Origin of the sequence: Compostibacillus humi (genome assembly GCF_014637175.1) — a bacterium.
Classification (GTDB): domain Bacteria; phylum Bacillota; class Bacilli; order Bacillales; family Amphibacillaceae; genus Oceanobacillus; species Oceanobacillus humi.
Genome location: NZ_BMEV01000005.1, coordinates 1 through 23,317, shown reverse-complemented (window position 1 = coordinate 23,317; position 23,317 = coordinate 1). Strand labels below are relative to the sequence as shown.

20 protein-coding genes and 2 pseudogenes are annotated in these 23,317 nt (G+C 45.4%); all 22 read right to left on the bottom strand.

What is annotated here, in order from left to right:
• Nucleotides 1-12: 12 nt before the first annotated feature.
• A pseudogene (locus tag IEV18_RS02115) lies at nucleotides 13-1,455 on the bottom strand (hydantoinase/oxoprolinase family protein); the annotation flags it as partial.
• A gap of 298 nt (nucleotides 1,456-1,753) precedes the next feature.
• Complete coding sequence (locus IEV18_RS02110) at nucleotides 1,754-2,269, bottom strand: FadR/GntR family transcriptional regulator (protein ID WP_229733517.1); 516 nt, start codon at nucleotides 2,267-2,269, stop codon at nucleotides 1,754-1,756.
• A 9-nt stretch (nucleotides 2,270-2,278) separates the two neighbouring features.
• Nucleotides 2,279-2,452, bottom strand: a pseudogene (locus IEV18_RS17170) (winged helix-turn-helix domain-containing protein); the annotation flags it as partial.
• 461 nt (nucleotides 2,453-2,913) lie between these two features.
• Nucleotides 2,914-3,693, bottom strand: a complete 780-nt coding sequence (locus tag IEV18_RS02105; RefSeq protein ID WP_188390723.1) for an SDR family NAD(P)-dependent oxidoreductase — start codon at nucleotides 3,691-3,693, stop codon at nucleotides 2,914-2,916.
• 28 nt (nucleotides 3,694-3,721) lie between these two features.
• Nucleotides 3,722-4,909 carry a CaiB/BaiF CoA transferase family protein gene (locus tag IEV18_RS02100; RefSeq protein WP_188390722.1) on the bottom strand — a complete coding sequence of 396 codons (1,188 nt, stop codon included), beginning with the start codon at nucleotides 4,907-4,909 and terminating at the stop codon, nucleotides 3,722-3,724.
• Nucleotides 4,910-4,959: 50 nt separating this feature from the next.
• Nucleotides 4,960-5,709, bottom strand: a complete 750-nt coding sequence (locus IEV18_RS02095; RefSeq protein ID WP_188390721.1) for an SDR family NAD(P)-dependent oxidoreductase — start codon at nucleotides 5,707-5,709, stop codon at nucleotides 4,960-4,962.
• 65 nt (nucleotides 5,710-5,774) lie between these two features.
• Nucleotides 5,775-7,736 (bottom strand): TRAP transporter permease, encoded by a 1,962-nt coding sequence (locus tag IEV18_RS02090; RefSeq protein WP_188390720.1) that lies wholly within the window; start codon nucleotides 7,734-7,736, stop codon nucleotides 5,775-5,777.
• A gap of 4 nt (nucleotides 7,737-7,740) precedes the next feature.
• Nucleotides 7,741-8,706, bottom strand: a complete 966-nt coding sequence (locus IEV18_RS02085; protein ID WP_188390719.1) for a hydroxyacid dehydrogenase — start codon at nucleotides 8,704-8,706, stop codon at nucleotides 7,741-7,743.
• 79 nt (nucleotides 8,707-8,785) lie between these two features.
• Nucleotides 8,786-9,355 (bottom strand): thiamine pyrophosphate-dependent enzyme, encoded by a 570-nt coding sequence (locus IEV18_RS02080; protein WP_188390718.1) that lies wholly within the window; start codon nucleotides 9,353-9,355, stop codon nucleotides 8,786-8,788.
• A complete protein-coding gene (locus IEV18_RS02075) occupies nucleotides 9,352-9,876 on the bottom strand; it encodes a thiamine pyrophosphate-binding protein (protein ID WP_188390717.1) in 525 nt (174 codons plus the stop codon). The genes IEV18_RS02080 and IEV18_RS02075 overlap by 4 nt, the downstream gene beginning before the upstream one ends.
• An 11-nt stretch (nucleotides 9,877-9,887) precedes the next feature.
• Entirely contained in the window at nucleotides 9,888-10,652 is a 765-nt protein-coding gene (locus IEV18_RS02070) for an RraA family protein (RefSeq protein ID WP_188390716.1), read from the bottom strand.
• 19 nt (nucleotides 10,653-10,671) lie between these two features.
• Entirely contained in the window at nucleotides 10,672-11,712 is a 1,041-nt protein-coding gene (locus IEV18_RS02065) for a TAXI family TRAP transporter solute-binding subunit (RefSeq protein ID WP_188390715.1), read from the bottom strand.
• Nucleotides 11,713-11,781: 69 nt separating this feature from the next.
• The gene (locus tag IEV18_RS02060) at nucleotides 11,782-12,975 is read right to left on the bottom strand and encodes an acyl-CoA dehydrogenase family protein (RefSeq protein ID WP_188390714.1); all 1,194 of its coding nucleotides are present in this window, start codon (nucleotides 12,973-12,975) and stop codon (nucleotides 11,782-11,784) included.
• A 143-nt stretch (nucleotides 12,976-13,118) separates the two neighbouring features.
• Nucleotides 13,119-14,042 carry a LysR family transcriptional regulator gene (locus tag IEV18_RS02055; protein ID WP_188390713.1) on the bottom strand — a complete coding sequence of 308 codons (924 nt, stop codon included), beginning with the start codon at nucleotides 14,040-14,042 and terminating at the stop codon, nucleotides 13,119-13,121.
• Nucleotides 14,043-14,072: 30 nt separating this feature from the next.
• On the bottom strand, nucleotides 14,073-15,404 hold the full coding sequence (locus tag IEV18_RS02050) for a hypothetical protein (RefSeq protein ID WP_188390712.1): 1,332 nt from the start codon (nucleotides 15,402-15,404) through the stop codon (nucleotides 14,073-14,075).
• Nucleotides 15,405-15,444: 40 nt separating this feature from the next.
• Nucleotides 15,445-16,497, bottom strand: a complete 1,053-nt coding sequence (locus IEV18_RS02045) for an Ldh family oxidoreductase (protein ID WP_188390711.1) — start codon at nucleotides 16,495-16,497, stop codon at nucleotides 15,445-15,447.
• A gap of 19 nt (nucleotides 16,498-16,516) precedes the next feature.
• Nucleotides 16,517-17,641: a mandelate racemase/muconate lactonizing enzyme family protein gene (locus IEV18_RS02040; protein WP_188390710.1), complete on the bottom strand. Its 1,125-nt coding sequence runs from the start codon at nucleotides 17,639-17,641 to the stop codon at nucleotides 16,517-16,519.
• A gap of 215 nt (nucleotides 17,642-17,856) precedes the next feature.
• Nucleotides 17,857-18,981: a zinc-dependent alcohol dehydrogenase family protein gene (locus IEV18_RS02035; protein WP_188390779.1), complete on the bottom strand. Its 1,125-nt coding sequence runs from the start codon at nucleotides 18,979-18,981 to the stop codon at nucleotides 17,857-17,859.
• A gap of 23 nt (nucleotides 18,982-19,004) precedes the next feature.
• The gene (locus IEV18_RS02030; RefSeq protein ID WP_188390709.1) at nucleotides 19,005-20,444 is read right to left on the bottom strand and encodes an aldehyde dehydrogenase family protein; all 1,440 of its coding nucleotides are present in this window, start codon (nucleotides 20,442-20,444) and stop codon (nucleotides 19,005-19,007) included.
• 79 nt (nucleotides 20,445-20,523) lie between these two features.
• Nucleotides 20,524-21,357 carry an AhlS family quorum-quenching N-acyl homoserine lactonase gene (ahlS, locus tag IEV18_RS02025; protein ID WP_188390708.1) on the bottom strand — a complete coding sequence of 278 codons (834 nt, stop codon included), beginning with the start codon at nucleotides 21,355-21,357 and terminating at the stop codon, nucleotides 20,524-20,526.
• A 44-nt stretch (nucleotides 21,358-21,401) separates the two neighbouring features.
• On the bottom strand, nucleotides 21,402-22,511 hold the full coding sequence (locus IEV18_RS02020; RefSeq protein ID WP_188390707.1) for a zinc-binding dehydrogenase: 1,110 nt from the start codon (nucleotides 22,509-22,511) through the stop codon (nucleotides 21,402-21,404).
• Between the two features lie 413 nt (nucleotides 22,512-22,924).
• Nucleotides 22,925-23,317, bottom strand: a 393-nt coding sequence (locus IEV18_RS02015) for a UPF0236 family transposase-like protein (RefSeq protein WP_188390706.1), incomplete at its 5' end; no start/stop codon positions are given.

Sequence of the window (23,317 nt, the reverse complement as noted above, 5' to 3'; positions counted from 1 at the left end):
GCGCGGATCTGACTGAATAAATCCTACTGCGGAAAATTGCCCCGGATGCATCGGAATAATGCTGTTAGGAATACCGGATAAATCGAGCAAGTCTGTTGCATGTACCGGCCCGGCACCGCCGAATACCAACAGGGTAAAGTCACGCGGGTCGTAGCCCTGTTCAATCAGTACCATTCTTAGAGCGCCGATCATATTGTTGTTGGCAATCTTAATTACGGAAAGAGCAGCTTCTTCTGACGTCATATTTAGCTGTTCGCTCAATTTTTCCATTGCCTGATAGGCTGCTTCGTAGTCGATTTCCATGCTTCCGCCTAAGAAATTATTCTTGTTCAGGCGTCCCAAAACAAGGTTGGCATCGGTCACCGTTACTTTGTCTCCGCCTTTCCCATAGCAGATTGGCCCAGGATTGGCTCCGGCACTTTGCGGCCCAACATTGAGCATACCGCCCTTGTCAATCCACGCAATACTTCCGCCTCCTGCCCCAATGGTTCGTATGTCAATCATCGGCACTTGAATCGGAATTCCCCACTCAATCTCAAAGTTCGTTGTGAATTGTTCCTGACCATTCACAATAACTGCCACATCGGTGCTCGTACCGCCCATATCCAGAGTGACAAGATGGGTAATCCCATATTGTTCCGCAATCGCCTTGCCTGCAACGACCCCACCGGTAGGACCAGACACAGCAGTATTGATTGGTGCCATTTCTGTTGACGATATCGACATCATTCCGCCGTTTGATTTCATGATTCCGACGTTTTCGGTGATATTATTTTCGGCAAAGCGCTCCCGCAGCTGATTCATATAGTTGGTGACAATCGGTTTGATATATGCATCGGCAATGACCGTACTTGCCCGCTCATATTCCTTCCATTTCGGAAGCACATCATAGGAAATGGATACTGGAATGCCAGGCAGATATTTTTCAACCAGCTCTCTTATTCTTTGTTCGTGTACCGGATTGATATAGGAAAAGAGCGTGTTGACAGCGATGGCTTCAATATCCCCGATTTTCTTAATTTCCTCTGCAATCTGCCGCACGTCTTCCTCATTTAACTCTTCCAGCACTTCGCCTTTATAAGATAGTCTCTCTGAAACTTCGAAACTGTTTCTCCGTTTTACAAGAGGGTCCGGCTTAATCCAGCTTAAATCATAATGTTTTTTCCGGTTTGCTCACTGAATAAAGGGAATATCCTTAAACCCTTTCGTCGTGACGTAAGCCACTTTGCTCCCTTTTCTTTCTAAAATCGCATTGGTCGCAATGGTAGTTCCGTGGAGAATCTGCTGGATGCTTGTCACATCTTCAAAACGGCTCAAGCCATTTAACACACCTTCTATCGGCTGTTCCGGTGTGCTTAAATTTTTCCAGACTTCGATTTCCCGCGTTTTGGTATTATAGGATACAAAATCCGTGAATGTACCGCCAACATCAATCCCTAACAGATATGTACTCATAATAATCCTCCTTTTAACTGAATTTTTTATATTTATAAGTTTCTGAAATCTTAACTGCAAAAAAGTATTACTACAAATACGGATATTGAATGCAGCAGAATCGACCAGCCTCCCTTCACTAAATGCGTTGACTCCATTGAAGAATTTTATTTCCGCCACAGCAAGTGCTATCATATTAGATTTACTTTTCTTTAGTTAGGGATTCAATAAGTTGTATTACAATCATATAATATTTTTATCATAATTTCAACAGAATTTTCTGATAAAACCAAATTTACAGTCTGCTGATATTACAAAGTCACTGGTTCATTTTTTTCGGCAGTGCTTTGATTCGCCTATCTCCCATTTTAATGCGCACATTGTATAAATGCCGCTTCATATGATAGGCAGCAGCCTCCCCGTCCCTTGCAACAATGGATTTGTAAATTTGATAATGTTCTTCATAAATTTGTTCTCTTTTTCTTTTGATGCCAACGTTTTGTTTCAGCGTAAATTCTAATGAAGTTTTATATAGGTCTTGCAAGTTTTCCATCGTTTGCAGTAAAAAGGGATTATAAGCAGATTTTACAATCGCTTTATGAAAATGATAATCCGCTTCAGAACCGATTTCATTTATATTTTTCATCTTCTCTGTAAATTCGTCCAAGGCTGTTTTGATGAGATTCAGGTCCTCTTCAGATGCCCTCCATGCTGCAAATCTCGCAGCTTCAGATTCAATAATCGTTCTCATTTCTAGCAAATCATAGATTTGTTCAATATCTATCATTTCAAAGGAATAGGAATCGAGTCTGTCAGCAAGCTGTACTTTCTTCACAAAACTTCCTCCTCCCTGCCTCGATTCAATCAAACCGCTCGCTTCTAGAATGCTTAACGCCTCACGAATTGGAGAACGGCTTACTCCAAACATGGAAGCCAGTTCATTTTCCGACGGCAATTTCGAATGAGGAGGAAAAGTTCCGTCTTTTATTTTTTCTTTTAGTTGCTCAAATATTTGCACCGATATTTTTTTTCGTTCAATCGGATTAATAATTTAAAACACCTCTTTCTATAACATGTATGTTTGTAATACAAGTATATAAAATAATATTTTAAAAATAAATAATTATGTTTTATTTCTAACTATTAGTTTGTTATTAGAGTTGAGGCTAATAAAAAATGCTTTCCTATTTAATGAAGGTATTTGAAGTCCTGGAATTGCCAACTGTATCTATGGACTTTATGGTTTTATAAACATCCCTCATTTGAGTATGCTAGTTATCCAGCGTTAATTGTTTCATACGAGCAGACAATTCTTTTGCCCTGTTTAGTCCAATGGTTGATTCCCTTTTTTCTCTTCTTTACAATGCTAGTCCGTCCCCAATTTATGAAGGTTTTGTGAAATATAAATACTTTTGCAGGAAGTCATACAATGGTGTCAAAAAAAGAAGGCTGCAATCGCCTTCTTTTTTTATGGTTCATTTATAAAGTTCCCGCTCTGCCGCCGTCAATGTTGATCGATGTTCCGGAAATATAGGAGGCGGCGTCGGAAACGAGGAACGTAATGACTTTTGCCGCTTCTTCCGTTTCGCCAATCCGGCCGAGGGGAACTTGGTGTTCCTCCAGGCGGGAAAATTGTTCCCAGGATAAATCCGGATATAATCGTTTCCATTTCTTCTCGATTTGATCACTGCGGATTAATCCGATACAAACGGTATTCACCCGGATGCCGTATTTGCCCACCTCCTTGCTTAACGCTTTTGTAAACGCCATTCCCGCTGCCCGGGATACCGATGTCGGCATGGAAGAGGCGCCGGGCGTTTTCGCCATCGATGCGGTCACGTTGACAATGGCACCGCCCTGTTTTTTCAAATACGGCAATGCGGCCTTGCTGCAATGAATCGCAGCAAACAGTTTCAAATCGAGGTCGGTTTCCCAAACGTCCGACTCAAATTCCTCAAAAGGAAACGCCATGGACGTGCCTGCATTGTTGATTAATATATCGATGCCGTTGAAATGCTTTGCCGTTTCTTCTACTAAACTATAACAATCTTCTTTTTTCGTAACATCTTTTGCTAGATAGAAGACGTCCCTTCCCGTTTCCTCTTTTATACGATTCGCTGCTTTTTCCAAATATGCTTCATCCCTGGCAAAGATGGCGACATTTGCCCCTTCCTTCGCTAAATGCAGCGCAGTGGAATAACCAATCCCTTTGCTTCCCCCGGTGATGATTGCAGTTTTATTCTTTAACCCTAGTTCCATTTCCATCCCTCGCATTTCCGAAAATTTCTTAAATAATTCCTTCTGCCTTTAAGCGCTCCAGTTCGTCCTTCGACATTCCGAACTCTTTTTCGTAAAATTCATCGGTATGCTCCCCTAACAATGGCGGGTGGGTTTTTGTTTGAATTCCGAATTCGGAAAAGCGCAGCGGACTTTTCACGATTTTCACCGTTCCGACCGCCGGATGGGCCACTTCTTCCACCGCTTGCCGCGCTTTTACTTGCGGGTGATGAAACACTTGCTCCACATTATTCACCTGTCCGGAAGGCACCCCGGCTTTTGCTAATATGTCATACCATTCGTCGGCAGTTTTTTCGTGAAAAACTGCCTGAATTTTTTCCGTCAGCTCTTCCCGGTTTTCCACCCGTTTATTGTTCGTCTTGAATTTTTCGTCCTGCGCCCATTCCGGTTTTCCGAGGGCATGACAGAGCTTTTCAAACAGCCGGTCATTGCCGGCGCAAACCATTAACGGCCGATCCTTCGTCTGAAATACTTGATATGGAACGATATAGCTATGGTTGTTGCCAATCCGTTTCGAGATCGTCCCGGTATTTAAATAGCTGCTGGCAATATTCGCCAGCGCACTGACTTGAACATCGAGCAAAGCGATATCGAGGTGCTGCCCTTTTCCTGTTAAATCCCGCTGGCGCAAGGCGGAGAGAATACCGATGGCGACGTATTGGGAAGTCATCATGTCAACGACAGGAACGCCCACTCTCATAGGCTCTCCCTCCGGATCGCCGGTAATGTCCATCAAGCCGCCGATCGCCTGAATGACCGGGTCAAATCCGGGCTCCATATGATACGGGCCGGTCTGGCCATAGCCGGTAATCGAACATAAAATAATATCTTCTTTCCTCTTTTTTAATTGTTCATAACTTAGCCCCATTCTTTCCATCGTGCCGGTTTTAAAGTTTTCCATGACGACATCCGCTTTTTCCGCCATTTGCAAAAACAGCTTTTTCCCTTTTTCGGTCTTGAGGTTTAACGTAACCGACTTTTTATTCCGGTTTGCACTCATATAATACGTACTTTCCCCATTGACAAAGGGAACCCATTCCCGCATGCTGTCTGTATTCTCCGGATGCTCCACCCGAATGACTTCAGCACCTAAGTCTCCCAGTATCATCGAACCTGCCGGGCCTGCATAGACCCGGGACAAATCCAAAATTCTGACACCTTCCAACGGCTGTTTCAAAGTAAAACCTCCTATGTTATCCGATACTTGTCCTTTCTCCACTTCTCCTGCTACCTGCCGCCGCTCACCGTAAATATTTCGCCGGTTATATAATCCGCTTCTTCCGATGCGAGGAACGATACCATTGCCGCAATGTCCTCCGCTGTTCCGGCCCGCTTCAGCGGTATGGTCGGAATAATGCGGTCAATTCTTTCCTGCGTGGAATATTTATCCTGAAATGGCGTTAAAATAAATCCCGGGGCCACCGCATTGACTAATATGCCATAGGGGGCAAACTCCTTTGCCAGTCCGACAGTAAACGTATTGACGGCGCCTTTCGCAGCGGCATAATGAATGTTTTCGCCAGGAGCGCCATGCTTTGCTGCTACGGAAGAAATGTTAATGATCTTGCCTTTTTTCCGTTTGACCATATGGTTGAGCACGGCCTGTGACACGAGATACATGCTTTTCACATTCACGTGAAAGGTTTTATCCCAAAGCTCTTCCCCAATTTCCAGAAACGGGCTGCGCTTAATCACAGAACCGGCATTGTTCACAAGCACATCAATCTGCCCGTATTCTTGAAGTCCGGTTTCCACTAAACGGTCTGCCTCCGCTTTTTTGCTCACGTCCGCCTGAACGACGATGCATTCTCCGCCACGGCGCAAAATATTTTCCTTTGCCGCCAATGCTCCTTCTTCGTTGGTTCGGTAATTAATGATTACCTTTGCGCCATTGGCTGCAAGAAGCTCTGCACTCGCCCTTCCGATGCCAGAGCTGGCCCCTGTAATCAGGACGACCTTTCCGCGATGTTTATCCATCCCTTCCGCTCCTTTCTCTTCGAAAAAACTCCAGCAAGGATAAAAGTACGATGGGAATCGTACTTTTATCCGGAAGCTTCTGTTTTTGATAAATCTTCTTGTTTCTCTGCCGAGCTAAACTTTTGCCAAATAATAACTGCTAAAAATACGACAAACCCGATAATACTTAATACGATATTTGGATCGATCATTAAAAATGCAGTAGCAAAAAGCATTATTCTTTGAATCCAATTCGTCTTGTTCAGCACCCAGCCTTGCAATCCCCCTGCTAAAGCGACGACGCCGATACTTGCCGTAATCAGAGCGATAAAACTATGCACATACGACTCGCCGTCGAATAGCAGGACCGGATTAAACAGGAAGAAGTACGGGATGATAAATCCGGTTAACCCCAGTTTTGTCGCCAAAAATCCGACAGCATTCGGATTTGCCCCGGACAGCCCTGCTGCGGCATACGCTGCCAGCGCAACAGGAGGAGTAATATTGGAAAGGGAAGCATAAAAGAACGCAAACAAATGGGCTGCCAAAGGAGGTGCCCCAAGCTGTACTAAGAGCGGTGCAGAAATTGTTGCAACAATAATATATGCTGCCGTTGCCGGAATGCCCATTCCGAGAACGATGCTAATAAACATTGTTAAAATTGCCGCAAAAACTAGACTTCCGCCGGAAAGCTGCAAAATATTATTGCCAAGGGTAAGTCCTACGGAAGTTAAAGATACGGTTCCAACGACGACTCCAACAATCGCACAGGCAACCCCTACCGCGATTGCCGATAAACTGCCTTCCACCATCGAATCAACGATTTGTTTTAGCCCCATTCTCGTTGACTTGCGGAACCAGCTGGCGACCACCGTGGCAAGCAGAGAAAAGGTTGCTGCATATAGCGGAGTGACACCAGTAAACAACAGTCCCAATAGCACAATAATTGGAATGGTTAAATGCCCGCCTTCTTTCAGCACTTGCACGACATTTGGAATATTTTCTTTCGATATTCCTTTTAGTCCGATTTTCTTTGCTTCAAAATGGACAACCATAAATAGCGCAATGTAATATACAAGGGCCGGTATGATAGCAGCAAGAATTATCTTTGTATAAGGAACACCGATAAACTCTGCCATAATAAACGCTGCTGCCCCCATGACCGGCGGTGCGATCTGTCCTCCGGTGGAAGCGACTGCCTCAACAGCGGCGGCAAATCGACTGCTGTACCCGGTCTTCTTCATTAACGGTATCGTTACGGCACCGGTAGTAACAACGTTCGCTACCGCACTTCCATTCACCATTCCCATAAAACCGCTGCCGATAACCGAAACTTTGGCCGGTCCCCCTGCCGTCCATCCTGCCAGCGCCAGCGCAATATCATTAATGAAATCGGTAAATCCGCTGTTTTTCAGAAAGGCGCCAAACAGTACGAACATGAAAATATATGTAGCAGAAACACCTAGTGTAATGCCGAATAGTCCTTGGCTTCCCCACCACATAATGTCGGTTACCCGTTCATAGGAATAGCCGGCATGGCCAAGCATTCCCGGGATGTACGGACCAAGGAAGTTATAGGCAAGGAATACTGCGGCAATTATTGTCAGCGTGTATCCGGCGATGCGCCGGCTTGCTTCAAATACGACAAATAATCCGATGGCTCCGACGAGATAGTCCATTTCCACATGGAAGCCCGCCCGATCTCTGGCAAACGTATCGTAGGTAATCAGCAAATATCCGACGGAGTATAGTGTTAACAAAATACACGTTATATCCCATACGGTCGGCAATTTTCTCGCTTTCATCTTTTTCTTGTTTGCCGGGTAAAGCAAAAAGGTGAGGATCAGCAAAAACCCTAAATGCCAGGCCCGCATTTTAATTGCCTCGAGCACCCCAAAACTGTTGACATATATTTGAAATAGCGCCCAAATTAATGCGACTGCGGTTACGACCTTTGCCATGATGCCGATATATTCCCGGGTTCTTGCCTCACTGTCATATTGTTTTAACAGTTCCTCCGTATTTGCCGAAGTATTTAACTGAGACATATCGCTAACCTCCTTTGTTTATCGTAAAACGATGTATTTCGGATGTTTTCACTCCCAAATATTCGAGACATTCTTTTGCAATTTGAATTCCTGCCCGTCTGAGGGCGTCGCTAGTTAATCCAGCTATGTGGGGGGTTGATATAAAATTATCCAGGGAAAAGAGAGGCAAATCATCGCACGGTTCCTTTTCCTGCACATCGATTCCGGCAAACAGCAGATGTCCCTTTGCCATACATTCATAAAGAGCTTCTTCATCGATAATCCCGCCCCGGGATACGTTAATAAGGACTGCATCTTTCTTCATCTGCAAAATTTCCTTTTTCCCAAAGAGACGATACGTTTCCTCCGTTAAAGGGGCATGGATGGAAACTACATCCGACTGAACTAATAAATCCTCGAAGTATGCAGGCTGTGCACCCGCTTCCATGATTTCGCTTTTCCCAATATAGGGGTCGTATGCCAATACTTCCATTCCGAATCCGTGCTTTGCAATCTGGCCTACCTTTTTGCCGATATTCCCAAAGCCGATAATGCCCATTGTTTTGCCATGGAGTTCCATTGCATTCGGAAATCCGTGTTTGTTCCATATTCCATTTTTCATTTGCTGGTAGGCCGGAACGATAGAACGGATTCCGCTTAAGAGCAATGCGATGGCGTGTTCCGCAACCGATATGGAATTGACGCCAGGAAGATTGATGAGTTTAATATTTTTTGACTGGATATATTCCAGGTCAAATTGGTCAAGCCCGACGGATGCAATCCCGATGACTTTTAATCTGCCGCTTCGCTCTAACATCGGCGCTTGAATGCTTCCGGTTTCCGGTGTAGCTCTTCCGATTAAGATGTCGTAATCACCGATTACTTCTGCAAATTCCTCCCGTGCCAGCGGATAGCGCACGTCCACTTCACAAAACTGTTTTAATAATGCAATCCCATCTTCATGAATACGATCAATTACCAATGCCTTCATTGAGGACACCTTCTTAAACTTAATTTGCCATTAGAGCAGTGCAGGGCTCATCCGGTTTTCGCCGGACTTGCCGCTGCTTTTACGCCTCATTAATAAAGCGGGAAAATTTATACGAAAGTACTGCAGGATCATCGTTAATATTTGGCCGCTTCTGATTTTCCTGATTAATTTTCGCATGAATGACAATCGGCGCATCTTTGCCGATCGATTCTTTGACGGCCTGTTCAAAATCCTCCGTATTATCGACTGCGATTACTTCCAGATCAAAGCCTTTTGCCACTTTTCCGATATCAATTTTGCTGGCGAGGGAACACTGTCCGCCGGTGGAAGCAAAGCATTCATTGTCGAAAATGATCAGCAGCAGCTTTTCCGGCCTTAAGTAGGCGGCAGATGCGAAAGCATTCGGATTCATTAAAATGCCCCCGTCCCCTTCAATGGCGATCACCTTTTTAAACGGTTTATCCTTTAAGGCCAAACTTAACCCGATGCCGACGGAAGGAGTCAATCCCATCGTGTCCACCATATATAAATGATTGTCCCTTCTTCCCAGGCTCGCCCATTCTCTTGACGTATTGCCGCAGGAAGAAATGACGGGGATATGTTCCGTATATTGATACAGCACTTGCAATGCTTCGAATCTGGACATCATTGTGCAGCACCGCCTTTTATATTAAACATGACAATAATCGGACGATGGGTATTTTGGGCATATTGGAAGCCTTGCCGAATAGCGACGCTCCATTCTTTCAGCGGAACACGGTAATCGAGACGGAACGTTTTGACATTTGCATCATCTAATATTTGCGGCAACGGTTCCGAAAAATGATATACCGCAGAATTGATTTCCCCAAATCCGCCGCGCCGTGTTACAAGGATCAGCATCGGCACATGATAGGCCTTCACAAAGGTAGTAATGGCAAGGATCGAATTGCCGATTCCGGTATCCTGAATCAAAAGTACCGGCACTTTCCCTCCTAAACTGATTCCGGCAGCTATTCCGACTCCTTCTTCTTCCCGGCTGACAGGAAAAGAGATAATCTTATCATGGTTTTCAAAATGCTGGATTACGGGAGCAACGGTGCTGCACGGAATGGACAGGAAATAGTCCGGATTAATTTCTTCAATCCCTTTTATAATTTCCTTGCAGGCTAATTCCTGAAATGTAGCCATTGGTTTCCTCCTTACCACTTGCTCGGCGGCAATATTTTTTTCATTTCTTCAATGGAAGCGCCGCTTTCGATGAGCTCCGTAATTTTCTTCTCCTTCTCTGCTGCTTCCTTTGTTTTCTCCAACACGACTTCAATTTTTTCAAAGGGAACGACGACAACCCCGCTGTCATCCGCCACAATGAGATCCCCCGGATGGACGCGTATCCCTTGAATTGTAATCGGGACATTGATTTCGATCGCCTCCACCCGGTATTTTCCGGTAATCGGCGTTTGGCCGCTGCTCCAAACCGGATAGTCTAACTGGCGAATCGTGTCAATGTCACGGACTCCTCCGTCCACAATATTCCCGGCCATCTTCCATTTCTTTGCCACCAGCGCAGATAATCCTCCCATCACCGAGATATCCTTGAGCCCGGCTGCATCAAAGACAGGGACATCCCCTTCTTTGCCGATGGCGTATAGATCCCGGTCTGCCAGTTTGGCTTTTTCCTGATTGGCAAAGCCATAATCAGGTGTGATCCTCTCCGGAATATAGCGAATCGTGATGGCCGGCCCGACGATTTTTTTCCCCGGGATGACCGGACGGAGAGAACTGGCTGGAATCGCCCCTTTCACACCAAGGGAATCTAATATATCGGAAATTGTCGGCGTAAGCCCTTCCATCTCATAAAAGGCATCGATGATTTCTTGAGAAGGGCGGGGAACATCCGCCGTTTTAATTCTTTCCGGCGGAATGAGCCCCATTAATCGGTTTTCATAATCTTGCAATCTATTCATTCGCTGCTCCCTCAATCTCTTATTCGATCGAAATTCCGATTTCTTCATAGTATTTCATTGCCCCAGGATGAACCGGCAATTCGCCAACTCCAACGAGGGCATTGTTTACATCAAATTGCTCAATAACAGAGTGGGAGTCTCTAATTTCTTCTAAACTTTCCCAAAGGGTTTTCACTAATTCATAGGCGACATCTTCCGGCATTTCCGCAGGTGCGATGAGGAAGTTGTTTTGTGCAACCGTTTTTACATCTTCCGGCTGGTTTTCATAGGAGCCGGCTTCAATGATATATTCCTGTGTCCACGGATACTCTTCTTTCAGCTTTGCAATCGCTTCATCCGAATAGCTGAGAAGCATTCCGTCTGCCGTTGTCAGCTGCTCAGTTACCGCTGCCGTCGGAACTCCCGCCATGATCATCGCAGCATCAATTTGCTTATTCATCATTAAATCGGTAGATTCGGTGAAGCCGACGAAGTTCTTTTCTAGCTCGGTGTCATAATCAATATCATAGGCCCATGCGAGGCGCTGCATTTCTATTTCTGTCGCACTTCCGGTAGCCCCCGGCACGATTTTTGCTCCCCGCAAATCTTCCATCGATTCGACCCCGGATCCTTTTCTTGCAACCATATGGTTAACGTTAGGGTAAAGTCCGGCTAAAATGGTTACGTTTTCCACTGCATTTCCTTCAAAACTGTCTAAGCCGTGATACCCTTGATAGAGGGTTCCTACCGGCACGAGCGCTGCTTGTGCCTCCCCATTTTTAATAAATTGCATATTTTGCACACTTCCGTTTGTCGCCTGTGATGATGCCTCCACATTGTCTAGTTTGTTGTTCCATAAATCAGCGAAAATGGACCCTAGCGGATAGTAAGTCCCTGTATTGGTACCTGTAGCAATCGATACCCGGTAGACATCGCCGTCTGATCCGCTTGAACCTCCGTCACTGCCGCTGTCACCGCCGGAACTGTCTCCCGATTCAGACCCGGATCCGCCGGAAGAGCAGGCCGCGATAAATAATAATGTTGCCGTCATAATGAAGAGCAAAAAGAGTTTCTTTTTCATGTCAATCCCTCCTAAAATTTAAATTATTCTAAATATTTATCTTAAATAGCAAAGTTTGTCCATCATAAATTATCTTGCCAGCGGAAAACGCTGCTTAATGTTATGCCGGTTGGCATTCTTCCATCCTAGCGCATCATCGGCAATCAATATCCGCTGAATATTTGCCGACCCTTCGCCAAAATGGAGCATATTGGCATAGTTTACGTATTTCATAATCGGGTACTCGTCGGTAATCCCATTTCCGCCAAAAATTTCTAAGGCGTATCTAGCCGCTTTCACCGCTACTTCCGAGGCAAAATATTTGGAATAGGAGCTTTCCCTCGTTGCTGCTTCCCCTTTGTCCTTTAAGTAGGCGCTCCGATAGGTTAATAGTCTTGCTGCCTCGGTTTCGACGACCATAACGGCAATTTTCTGCTTGATCATCTGGTATTCGCCAATCGGCTTGCCGCCAACGACTCTTTCTTTCGCATAGCGGATCGATTCATCGACACAGCCTTGGGCAATCCCTACTAAGCGGGCAGGCACGGTTAAGCGTCCATAGTCGAGGGCGTTCATGGCAATTTTAAATCCTTCGCCTTCTTTCCCAAGCAGATTTTCCTTTGGAATGCGATAGTCTTCAAAAAACACTTCACAGCTCTGCATCATCTTCCCTAAAGAACTGATTTCAATCGGTTTCGCCGTGTAGCCGGGACGGTCTGTTTCGATAATAAAGGCAGAAATTCCCCGATGTCCCGCATTGACATCCGTTTTTGCAAATAAAATTCCTACATCCGCCTGATCGGCGAAGGTAATAAACGTTTTCGAACCATTGATTACATATTCATCACCTTCCAGTCTTGCCGTCGTTTTCATGGATCCGGCCGCATCGGACCCGCCGCCGGATTCGGTTAAGGCAAACATGCCGATAAGTTCCGTTTTAATCAGCCGCGACACGTATTTTTCAATCTGTTCCTCCGTACCCCAGTTTAAAATCGTAAAGGGACACGTCATTGCCTGCATATTAAAGGCATATCCAAGGGCTGGATGGGCCTTCGAAATTTCTTCGGCAATAATCGCTAAGTTTAAAAACCCCAATTCGGAACCTCCGTATTTTTCCGGAAAGGTTGCTCCGAACATACCAACATCCGCCATTTTTCGCAAAATTTCTCTAGGAAATCTCCCCTCCTTTTCATACTCCTTTATTTTGGCAGCGATTTCATTTTGGGCAAAACTTGCTGCCATGCTCTTGACCTGGAGATTTTCCTCTGATAAGTCAAAGTTCATGTTCTCATCTCCTTGGAGAAACTATTTTTTATTTTTATTCCCTCGTATGCAATATTCAATATATTATGAAATTTATATATATAATATTATCTTTTTCTATAAATTACAATATTTTTATTTGTTTTTTTAAAATGTTTATAATATTATATATTATCGAACGGAAATGAATAGGGCATCGTTTCCTTAATAAATTCATAAAATTTTTCTGCCGGTCCCGTCCGAATCAGGTCCTTTTTATAAATTAAATGGCTATACCGAATCATTTTCGGAAAATCGTTTACTTTAATCACTTTCAATGTTCCGGCTTTCAGTTCATCCTGAATCGAAATTAACGGAAGAATGGAGATTCCCATATTGATTTCAATCATCTTTTTCACAGCCTGTATGTCATGCAATTCCATTGTGACCTTCGGATGTACGCCGATTTGGTCAAAATAATTTAACACTTGTTCCCAGTAATTCGACTTATTCCCAAAGGCAATAAATGCCTCGTTGATAATGTCTTTTACGTAAACATTTTTGTACTGAACAAGCCGATGATTCGGGGATACGACAAACACCGCATGATCACTGCCAATTAACAGGCTTTTGAAATTTTTATCGATAAAAACCGGCGAAGCAGACCGGGTTATCCCAAACTGAACTTCTCTGCTGTCAACTAAGTCCATCGTTCTCGGAGTAAAATCCGTATGCAGCACAATCTCTACCGTAGGATATTTTTGCTTAAACGATTCTATGATTTCCGGCAAATACCAGTTGCAAAACGTGTGTGCCGTTGCCAGCGACAAGACGCCATACGTCCCTTGCTTATAATGTTTTAAGGAGGCTTCCGCTTTATCCATTAAGGAAAAGATTTGTCTCGTAAATTGATATAAGATTTCCCCCGCTTCGGTTAAATTGCCCGTTGTTTTATTTTTTCGGTTAAAGAGAGTCAGCCCGATATTTTCTTCTAATGATTTAATATGGGTACTGACCGTCGGCTGAGAGATCCTCAATTTCTTTGCCGCATTGGAAAAGCTTTTGTTCCTGCAAATTTCGTGAAAAACTTCTAAATGCTTCAGATCCAAAAAATCCCCTCCTTTCCAGTGATGGTTGCATTAGGCAATAAAGCTTAATAAGTAGACATAAACGAAAGCAATTCCGGTGATGCTTAAAAAGTACTTCCCGTTCCACTTCAAGGCGACGGTAAATCCGTCTTTGCCGACACATTGGCTAATGATGACATTTAACGGGTTCATCGGACTGATGGAAGCGGATAGCGTCCAGGCAAATACACACATAAACGCAATAACAGACAGACTCAAATCCACGTTCGGGGATAATAAAATCGTGATTATAACAGGAACGACAACGATCTGGTGGATTCCCATCATTGCCATCAGCAGCATAAACATGATCAGAATAATAAACAGCAATAAGATGGAGCTCCGGGAAGACCAGATAATGACGTTTTCTACCACCTCCGTAAACGGCGTTTGCACGAGGGCATTGCCAAACAGTCCCGCCGACAAAAACAATCCGATTTCCGTGCTGGACTTTGTTGATCGTTCTTTAAAATGGATCAGTTCCTTTTTCAGCTCTTTCCACTTGTTTCGCAGGAGCGCCCAAAGAAGAGGAACCGCAATACAATTCACGCTGACTAAAAAGAGCATCCGCTGATCCGTAAACGCCTCTTCCAAAATCAGGGCAATCAGAAGCAGGATAATAAAGGAAATCAGCTTAATCAGCTTTTTCCTGTCCTCATCACTTACCTGCTTCTCTTCTTCATTTTCGGCTTGTCCGTTTTTCTTCGGTCGCAAGATGATGCTTCCTGCGAGTATCTGTACAGCGGCAAAGCCGATGCCGATCAGCATAAATGACGTATAAGGCATGTCGGTCATAAAAAGGACCGTGCCTACCGATGCATAAAAGGGCGACCAAATAAAAGCGGGAGCAACTGCATTATAATAGGAACTGGACAGAACTTTTGGCGGCAGGCGCAATTTCGATACAATGCCGTCGACAATCCGCAATGCCCCCATATTTAAAATCGGCGCCAAAATCATCGTGAACGTACCGACACTATAGAAGGTGCTTCGCGCATTATTTTTTTGCTCTTTTAGTCTGTCGGTAACAACCCCGAGCAGCCCTTCCTGTTTTAAGGGAATGGATATTAGCGGCGCCAATATAATAATGGAGAGAATGGCCATATTTTGATTAATTCCAGCCAACAATTCGACCCCGCGGTCCCCTTGATAGAAATGCAGGAGAAGACCGGTGGAAAAAAGCAATCCCGTAACGATTTTTCCCCGTTTTTTTAAATCGGTGTAAAACGCCAAAAACACGAAGGTGCATGCCAGCAAAAAAACCGAGTGCAGCACTGGCACGGGAAATAATTCATGAACCAAATATAAAAAACAGGTGCCAATCAGTAATCCAAACCGAATCATTTTGTATCCGACCTTTATGCGAGGAGCTGATTTTGCGCCCCTATATTAAACGTTCCGAAATGCCGTAGCGGTGTGCCGTTTCCGTTAAATCTTCCAGCAGTTCCCGGCTGAGCGGGATGCCCTCTGCAGCTCTTTTTTGATATTGAATTCTTTCAAGCTCTCCCGGCAAATAAATTTCTTCTGTATCCTTTAGTTTTGCGACGCTTTTAATTTCGTGCACAAACTGATACATCCTTTGCTTAAACTTGTCCAAATCGTGAAACAGATCCGCCCGCATGACGATAAACGTATGGCCGACCCGCTGTTGAGCCGTCGCGCTTTTATACATATCCCCGACATGGGGACCGAATTGGGCGCCGGTAAATAAGGCGGATAGCACTTCCACCATAACCATGAGGCCATATCCTTTATGTCCGCCGACCGGAAGAATAATGCCTTCCAATGCTTCATTCGGGTCTGTCGTCGGTTCCCCGTCTTTTGTCAGCGCCCATCCGAGCGGAATTTGCTGGTTGTTTTGTTTTGCCAATAAAATTTTCCCCCGGGCGGCAACACTCGTCGCCATGTCGAACACAATATCCTGCCCGCCGGCAACAGGAACTGCATAGGAAAACGGGTTTGTGCCAAAAAACGGCTCTTTCCCTCCCCAGGGCGCAATTAACGATGGGGCGTTCGTCGTTGCCATCGCAATACAATCCTGCTGAGCAGCTTGAAGCGTATAGGCAGCGAGCATGCCGCAATGATTGGATTCATACACGCCGACAACGGCAATGCCGCTTTTCTTTGCTTTCTCGATGGCCATTTCCATCCCTTTCGTTGCACTATAAATGCCAATGCCGTTATCCGCGTGAAGCAGCGCACTCGCCGGCGTTTCTCTTTCCACACGAATTTGCGGATGAGGATTGATCGTTCCTGCTGCAAGCCGCTTGCAATAAATGGAAACGCGAGTGACACCGTGGGAGTCTACCCCTCTCAAATTGGCAAACACTAAATGCCTGGCAGTAACATCTGCTGCTTCTTCTTCTAAACCTGCTTTCAGGAAAATGTTTTTTACGTAGTTTGTTAGTTTCTCTTTCGGAATCGATATTGTGCTCATTTTTTGCCACCTTTTTTGACTAACTATGGATTTTTTCAAGAACTAAATATCGCTGTATTGCTTCTTCATCCCACTCAATTCCTAATCCGTCTCCGTCATGAGGCTTTAGCGTTCCGTTCTCGGTGATTTCATAAGGGTTAGCGATAATCAGATCAAAGTTTTTCACATTCGTCCCATTAAACTTCTCCAAAATCGAAACTTCTCTCGATACACATCCTAAGTGGACATGGACATCCCAATGATAGTGGGGCGCAACCGAAACACCTTGCGCACTGGCCAAATTGGCAATCTTCAGCCACTCGGAAATGCCGCCGCAAATCGTCGCATCCGGCTGAACATAATCCAATGAACCGTCTTTCATAAATTGCTGGAACTCCCAGCGGGTTGCGCCGATTTCACCGGTAGCCAGCGGAATCGATGTCTGTTTTTTCAGGCGGATATAGGCTTCAAAAAAATCCATCGGCAGCGGTTCTTCAAAAAAGGTAATATCGTATTCTTGTACACGCTTACAAAAATCGACACATTCATTCACGTCCAAGTAAGACTGGTTGGCATCGATCATTAATTTTATGTCCGGCCCGATAATTTCCCTGACAAATTTCACCCGCTTCGCTTCCTCTTTATTGTCCATCCTGCCGACTTTCATCTTGATCGCCTTATACCCCATGTCCAAATACCCTTCAATCTCTTCCCCAAGCTTCGTATACATTTCCAGTCCTTCATAGTAATATCCGCCGGAAGCGTAGCAAGGAACTTCTTCTCTCGCTGCGCCGAGCATTTTGTATAGAGGCATTCTTGCCAGTTTCGCATGGTGGTCCCACAGGGCAATGTCGATGGCGGAAAGAGCATGGAGCAAATTTCCCCTTCTTCCCATGCGAACGGTTTGGAAATATAGTTTGTCCCATATTTTCGCAATATCCCTTGGGTCCTCTCCCATCAGCATCGGAACGAGCAATTCATCGAGGGCTGCCTTTGCCGCTCCGGCGCTTGTATCCTGCAGACAAAATCCTATCCCTTCGATTCCCGCATCCGATTCAATTCTTACGAGCAAATGCTCCCGGTGGGTCAGCGTCTTAATCGACCACCCGACCGGCCGTTCCAGCGGAATCCTTACCCACTGTGTAGTTACTTTCGTTATTTTCATTTCTTCACCCACTCTCCCTTTTAAAATTTATTACATAGATTTGATTTATGGCTTTTTACAAACCATCTCCTTTTATTAAATTTATCAATAAATGAAGCGTAAAATATTATTAATTTAAATTATAGGTAATATTCTAATAATTGTAAAGAGTAGAAATTGAGATTGATAGAAATAATAAATACGGCGGAGAGCATTCCGCCGTATCTATAAATCTATTAAAATTTAATAATAATCCGCGAATAATCTCCTGTCGCCAACAAGTCAAATCCTTCATTGATTTCCTCGAGGGAAATTGTTTTTGCCAGCAGTTTATCTACCGGCAGCCGGCCTTGTTCAAACAGGCTGATAAATCTTGGAATATCCCGGCTTGGGACGCAGCTGCCGACATAGGAGCCTTTAAACGTCTTTTCTTCCGCGGTCAGTGTTACGTAAGGGAAAGAAAATTGATGTTCCGGATGGGGAAGTCCTGTCGTAACCGTCGTTCCGCCCCGTTTCGTTATTCCATAGGCAACTTCCAGGGCCGGAACCGCGCCAGCCGTTTCAAAGACGTAGTCAAGGCCGCCTCCGGTTGCATTGCGGACTTGCTCGACGACGTCCGGGTCCCTCGAGTTAAACACATCCGTTGCTCCGAGTTCTTTCGCCTTCTCCAATTTATTTTCATTAATGTCTACCGCCACAATCCGGCTTGCTCCCGAGGCAACGGCACCAAGCAAAGCACTTAGGCCGATTCCGCCCAGACCGACGATCGCCACGGTGCTGCCTAACTTAATATTTGCCGTATTGATGACAGCCCCGACGCCGGTAATGACGGCACAGCCAAAAAGGGCCAGTTTTTCGAATGGAATATCCTTATCCACTTTTACTAAAGAGTTTCTCGATAAAACGACATGCTCAGAAAATGCAGAGACACCGACATGGTGGTTCACCTCTTCGTCCTCTGCATGAAAGCGTACGCCGCCTCCGATTAACGTGCCTGCTGCATTGGATGCTGCACCCGGTTCACAAAGGGCTGGACGGCCTTCCCGGCACGGGACACAGTGGCCGCAGCTTGGAACGAAGACACATATGACGTGGTCTCCCGGTTTTAAATCGGTAACGCCTTCGCCCACTTCCTTTACGATGCCGGCTGCTTCATGGCCAAGGACCATCGGCAGGGGTCTCGGTCTGCTTCCGTCAATTACCGATAAATCGGAATGGCATAAGCTCGCCGCTTTTATTTCTACCAAAACTTCCCCATATTCCGGCGGATCCAATTCTAACGTTTCAATTTGGATCGGCCTGCTTTCCGCATATGGAGCTGGAGCAGCCGATTTCCGCAAAACAGCAGATTTAACCTTCACCATTCATCCTCTCCTCTATCCATCTATAATTTAATGCCGATAAATTTGATATCCGTCATATCTTCCATGGCGTACTTCACGCCTTCTTTACCGATTCCGCTCTGCTTCACTCCGCCATATGGAATATGATCGTAACGGCGGACCGAAACTTCATTAATCCAAACGCCGCCGGTCTCTAATGCATCGGCAAGGCGAAATGCCCGCTCGATATCCTTCGTAAATACGCCTGCATGCAAGCCATAGTCGGAATCATTGGCATAGCTTATAACTTCTTCCTCCGTCTCAAACGGCAGTACGGCAACGATCGGGGCAAATACTTCTTGGCAGACAATTTTCATATCCGGTGTCGCATTCGTAATGACCGTCGGCTCTATAAACGTTCCTCTCCGCTTTCCGCCGGTTACGATTTGCGCCCCTTGCTCTGCCGCTTCTTTTATCCAAGATTCGGCACGCATCGCGGCATCTTCCGTAATCATCGGACCGAGGGTCGTATGTTCATCCAGCGGGTCGCCCATTGTCAGCCCCCTTGCCTTTTCTGCCAATTTGGAAACAAAGGCTTCGTACACTTCTTTCTGCACGTAAATCCGCTGGGCCGAGACACATGCCTGGCCTGCGTACGTATACCCGCCCATTACCATCGCATCCGCTGCTTGGTCGAGATCCGCATCGGCAAAAATAATGTTCGGCGCATTGGACCCTAATTCGAGGGTTACTTTTTTCCGTTTCGCCATCTCTTTAATTTTCCAGCCGACGGTACTGCTGCCTGTAAAGGTGACCTTTTTCACCTTTGGATGGGTAACAAGGGGGTCTGCGAGCTCTTGGCCGGGACCCATGACGATGTTGAAGGCTCCCTTCGGCAAACCTGCCTCTTCCAGCAGCTTGTAAATCATGACGGAAGAAAACGGTGTTTTTTCTGCCGGCTTTAACACGACCGTATTTCCGGCGGCAATGGCAGGAGCCACTTTATGCAAAACGAGATTTAACGGAAAATTAAACGGCGTAATGGTTGCGATGACGCCGAGGGGTACCCGTTTGGCAATGCCGATTTGCTTTTCTCCTCCAACGGCTGCATCAAGGGGAATTTGTTCTCCGGTCATCGATTTGGCGCCTTCTGAAGCAAAACGAAGCACTTGAATCGCCCGTGTTACTTCTCCCCGGCTTTCCCGGATCGGTTTTCCCGCTTCCAAGGAAAGGAGCTTGGCAAAATCTTCAAACCGGCTTTCCAGCAAATCTGCCGTCTTCCGCAATATTTCCGACCGCTGATAGGCCGGCATTTGCCGCATCGTTTCCCGGAAAACCATGTCGGCTGTTTCCACCGCCTCCCGGACATTTTCCGCCGTTGCACAGGAGATTTTCCCTAAAACTTCCTGATTGTACGGATTCTGTACTTCCAACTCTTTTTCGTTTTTAATTTCATTTCCGCCAATAAAGGAGCCGTAATATAGCTGCTCGACTTGAATCATCATTCTCTCCTCCTTTATTCGAAAGGAAAAACAGCCTCAACAGATAGAGGCTATTTTTCTCTTTTTATCGAGAATTGGCTTATTCGTAGTACCCTTCCGTCGATTTAATAAAGGTTTTGAATTGTTCCGCATCATGGCCATACCAAACTTGGGAATTCGTTCTTTCCGCATATTTTTTAATCTTTTCCACCGCTTTCACATAGCCGATGGAATCATAGATAATTCCCGGCAATTTTATCGGCGGACCGTAGTTTTCCGCGGAATATACCGCATCGGAGGCAAGGATAATGCCGCCGGTACCCGGAAGCTCCACATGCAAGCCGAGGAGTCCCCATGCATGTCCCGAACCAAAGTTTAAAATTTTAATGCCGTCCACCAATTCGATTTCATCTTCATCAGGCTTGATTGTTTTCCAGCGCAGGTCATTTTCGATCCATTTATTAATATCCGCCCAAATGTACGCGCCCATATCCTTCGTCATCGCGAACTGCTTCATCGTATTGGACAGTTCCCAATCATGGACGATTATCGTGGCATTCGTAAATAATTCGAGGCAGCCGGCGTGGTCCAAATGGAGGTGGGAAGCAACGACATATTTAATATCTTTCGGACTTACCCGCAATTGTTCCAGACGGTTAATTAAATAACAGGATTCATCTTGGAAGGCAGGAAACATTTTTTGCACAGCTTGCGGCCATCTGCCGTTTTCTCCCATTCCCTCCGGATTGCAGCCCGTATCGAATAAAATTTTCCCATCCGGATGGTCAATGAGCACAGCATACACCGGAAACTCGATAAATTCTGCCGGCGGGCTCGGATTATCTATCGATGCCGGATTGTGCATCGCCACCATAAAATTCTTGTCCATTTTCATCGTGCCCGTATCCAACACATACAACTTCGGTTTGCTCATCGTGATACCTCCTAAAAATTTTTTAATATATTCTATGAATCTATCTAGCCGTTCATCACTATGGATGCTCTCGTAATTTTCCGCTCTGCTGACAAATCCAAGGCCAGCTTAATTTCATCCAAGGTGAATTCCGCATCCAGCATTTCATCAAAGGGATACTTTCTATTGGCTGCCGCAAGAAACTGCAGCGCCTTGTGCAAATACCACGGGTTATAGCGGACAACAGGAATAATTTGAATCGATTTTCTCGTCAGCAGCCCGGGATCAAATTCCGTTAGCTTGCCCGGCGTAATATTGCCGATCGTGACAAACCTGCCGCCGGGGCGGATGTAATGAATTCCTTCCTGGAAAGCCGACGGCACTCCGGCTACTTCCAGGCCGACGTGGGCACCTTTTCCATCGGTTAAATCAAGAATGGCTTTCGTCCGCTCTTCCTGCGTTTCATAGTCATTTAAATTGATGGTGTAGTCTGCGCCAAATCGCTTAGCCTGCTGGAGCCGTTTTTCCACGGCATCAATCACGATAACGGTTGCCCCTTTTTCTTTGGCAACGGCAGCCGCGTTTAATCCAAGTCCGCCGGCTCCTTGAATGACAATCGTTTCCTGATACGTCAGGCCGGCTTTGTCCAAGCCAAAATATACTTGCGACAGGGCACAATTGGCGCTTGCTGCAGTAAGATCGGATACATTGTCAGGTACTTTGTAAAAAAACTGGTCTGGATGGATGTAGTAATGTGTGGCAAAAGTTCCGTGAAAATGGGGAGCGATTTCTGGCTGTAAGTTCCAAAAATCATATGCGTGTTCACATAGGTGGAAATGTCCTTCTAGACATGGAGAGCATTTCTTGCAGGTTAAATAATAGGCAGAAACAATTCGGTCTCCTTTGCTAATCGGCTGCCCGGCATAATCGGTCGTTACCCCTTCTCCGGCTTCATACAATTCTCCGATCATTTCATGGCCTAATACCCCTTCTCGCTTTGTCGGATGGAGTCCTTTCCAAATATGCAGCTCCGAACCGCATACGTTTGACCGGAGCACTTTTAAAACTAGGGCGCCAGGTCCGGGTTTCGGAATCGGGTATTCCTGAAACTCCAACGTTTCCGGGCTTGTCATGACCGCGACCCTGCCTTTTTCCTTTGTTACAATTTCAGCCATACCATTCCTCCTTTGTAAGCGTTTTCCTTCATTTTAAAAAATATTCCGGTTTTCACCGAAACGCTGCAAACCTGGATGTCCTTCTCGGATACAATATACCAAATCTTGGAAAAACAGGCAATAATATTTAGAATATTGGAGTCTGTCAAGTATTTACGGGAGGTCTCCCTCACCTTTGATTTTTCCTTTGTTTTTTCGTTTCAATAAATTTTTTCTCTGAGAATCTGTGTTAAAAGGGTACAGAACCCCCTTTCCCCACAATTTGTTGAAACTTGACATGGAGCCTCTGGGAGCATGAATAGTCAGCCAAGGAGCCAAGCTTAGAAAGGTTTGGCTGAATTAGCCAGGGTATCATACTCCCTTCTCCACGTAAAGTTTCAACGGCTGGTACTTTACGATACATACTCTTCCTCTTAAAAGCCTGCCAAGTCCCTTAAAGCCCTAATGTAAGGTTTTCGTTGGTCATCTCCAGTCAAAGCAGGCAATCGTCCTTGAATGGCGCCTATAGATTCCCTTGCCTTCTGTGTGAGTAATTTCGCAAATGATGGATACGTTTTTGACTTTTTTCGGTTGGTAGCTTCGTTGGTTGATTTGTTTTGGATAGCTTCAATCAGCGTCCCTTCAAATTGATGAATGAGCGCATCTACCATGCTTTGAAGCCCTTTGAATGACCAGCTATAACCCATTTTCTTGAGTCTCCTGGAAAATAGGTTCATATTCGATTCAGCCGCACCCATCGGGCGCATGTTGGAGGTGTCTATTCCTTTCTCCTTCAAGATATCCCGATAGTCCCGAAAGGCATCTTG

Coding starts and splice junctions, on each gene's coding strand:
- IEV18_RS02045 (WP_188390711.1), bottom strand. CDS start 16,497: ATGAGCACAATATCGATTCCGAAAGAGAAACTAACAAACTACGTAAAA.
- IEV18_RS02030 (WP_188390709.1), bottom strand. CDS start 20,444: ATGATTCAAGTCGAGCAGCTATATTACGGCTCCTTTATTGGCGGAAAT.
- IEV18_RS02080 (WP_188390718.1), bottom strand. CDS start 9,355: ATGATGTCCAGATTCGAAGCATTGCAAGTGCTGTATCAATATACGGAA.
- IEV18_RS02090 (WP_188390720.1), bottom strand. CDS start 7,736: ATGTCTCAGTTAAATACTTCGGCAAATACGGAGGAACTGTTAAAACAA.
- IEV18_RS02065 (WP_188390715.1), bottom strand. CDS start 11,712: ATGAAAAAGAAACTCTTTTTGCTCTTCATTATGACGGCAACATTATTA.
- IEV18_RS02020 (WP_188390707.1), bottom strand. CDS start 22,511: ATGGCTGAAATTGTAACAAAGGAAAAAGGCAGGGTCGCGGTCATGACA.
- IEV18_RS02095 (WP_188390721.1), bottom strand. CDS start 5,709: ATGGATAAACATCGCGGAAAGGTCGTCCTGATTACAGGGGCCAGCTCT.
- IEV18_RS02105 (WP_188390723.1), bottom strand. CDS start 3,693: ATGGAACTAGGGTTAAAGAATAAAACTGCAATCATCACCGGGGGAAGC.
- IEV18_RS02085 (WP_188390719.1), bottom strand. CDS start 8,706: ATGAAGGCATTGGTAATTGATCGTATTCATGAAGATGGGATTGCATTA.
- IEV18_RS02050 (WP_188390712.1), bottom strand. CDS start 15,404: ATGATTCGGTTTGGATTACTGATTGGCACCTGTTTTTTATATTTGGTT.
- ahlS (WP_188390708.1), bottom strand. CDS start 21,357: ATGAGCAAACCGAAGTTGTATGTGTTGGATACGGGCACGATGAAAATG.
- IEV18_RS02070 (WP_188390716.1), bottom strand. CDS start 10,652: ATGAATAGATTGCAAGATTATGAAAACCGATTAATGGGGCTCATTCCG.
- IEV18_RS02060 (WP_188390714.1), bottom strand. CDS start 12,975: ATGAACTTTGACTTATCAGAGGAAAATCTCCAGGTCAAGAGCATGGCA.
- IEV18_RS02075 (WP_188390717.1), bottom strand. CDS start 9,876: ATGGCTACATTTCAGGAATTAGCCTGCAAGGAAATTATAAAAGGGATT.
- IEV18_RS02040 (WP_188390710.1), bottom strand. CDS start 17,641: ATGAAAATAACGAAAGTAACTACACAGTGGGTAAGGATTCCGCTGGAA.